This is a genomic window from Paenibacillus sp. GCM10012306, assembly GCF_042649265.1.
Taxonomy (GTDB): Bacteria; Bacillota; Bacilli; order Paenibacillales; family Paenibacillaceae; genus Paenibacillus_AQ.
Genome location: NZ_JBHRYW010000005.1, coordinates 1 through 1,594 on the forward strand (window position 1 = coordinate 1; position 1,594 = coordinate 1,594).

Sequence of the window (1,594 nt, forward strand, 5' to 3'; positions counted from 1 at the left end):
AGGATGTGTTTTTTTGCGTAGACATGAGATTCACCTAGCCTTTATACGTTGGTGTTCTCATCATAAAACATCTGTTGGCTCTCGGGTACTCTGAAATCGTTTACCTTTAATTGGAAATATAGTGATACAAGATTAGCCCTGGGGTCCGTTATTTTCTGGAATGGTCGGTTGTTAGGCAATAAGGTCCCTGGAGTCCGTTGCTAGACAAAGCAAATGCTGATTTTGAGATTGAATAGAGCCCAGGTAAACAAGGATTTTGAAAAAAGATGGAGAATATTGAAAAAAGGAATTGCGGCGATGCCAGCGACATTATCACTCAATTTGTTTATTGAAATATGGACATTGTACGTTGCAAGTGACAGTGCGAATGTATAGCTCACATAAAAATCCCGGGTCCTCCGCACCATGGATATTACATTAATTGTATATTTTTGAATGTCAGAGAGTAGTTATCACCTTTTGACTAGGATTAATAAGTGAATTCCTACCCATTAAAAGGGTATTTACCTTTTTATGGGCGAAAATCGCTGTCGCTCCCCATACGGGAGCGTGGATTGAAATTTGTGGGAGAAGGTTATTAATCCTATTATTGACGTCGCTCCCCATACGGGAGCGTGGATTGAAATCAGTAGGGCAGCGCCTTTGCCAGTCCTTTTACGTCGCTCCCCATACGGGAGCGTGGATTGAAATTTAAGCAATCCCCAGCCTCCACCTTAGCTAACTGTCGCTCCCCATACGGGAGCGTGGATTGAAATCGTATGTTACGACCCGTATCGTTAATGGTGCGCACGTCGCTCCCCATACGGGAGCGTGGATTGAAATCATAAAATATTGGAACAGTCCCCACGGTGCTGACAGTCGCTCCCCATACGGGAGCGTGGATTGAAATGTTGCCAAGAGTTTTACATTACGTTGGAAATCAGTCGCTCCCCATACGGGAGCGTGGATTGAAATTCTGAAAATGAACAATGGGCAGAAGGCGTAATTGGTCGCTCCCCATACGGGAGCGTGGATTGAAATAATCAACGCCGTAGTGTCCTGCAACTCCGCATCGGTCGCTCCCCATACGGGAGCGTGGATTGAAATATCACAACCCCAGCGGATGAAGAAGGCAGTACCCCGTCGCTCCCCATACGGGAGCGTGGATTGAAATAAAAGTAGCGACGTCAACCACTTCTCCGCCCTTGACGAAGTCGCTCCCCATACGGGAGCGTGGATTGAAATATATGCTTTATCAATTTCCATGGTCTAAAGAACACATGTCGCTCCCCATACGGGAGCGTGGATTGAAATCTCCTATCCTTTTAATTCCATGGTAAGCATAAAAGTCGCTCCCCATACGGGAGCGTGGATTGAAATCATGTGGACGGCATTACATTCTCAGGCCCTCCAGGTCGCTCCCCATACGGGAGCGTGGATTGAAATTGGAATCGGGTCTGAACCATCCGAGTTATGGCTGGTCGCTCCCCATACGGGAGCGTGGATTGAAATTGTTTCACCGTACCCACAACTGAATACTTTCTGTCGCTCCCCATACGGGAGCGTGGATTGAAATATAACCTCGACATGGGCATTCAAAAAGGCCGCAAGTCGC

The 1,594-nt window shown here is 46.9% G+C and carries 1 CRISPR repeat array.

The window, feature by feature from the left end:
- Nucleotides 1–529: 529 nt before the first annotated feature.
- Nucleotides 530–1,555: a CRISPR direct-repeat array (repeat unit 32 nt; unit sequence GTCGCTCCCCATACGGGAGCGTGGATTGAAAT).
- Nucleotides 1,556–1,594: the final 39 nt, after the last annotated feature.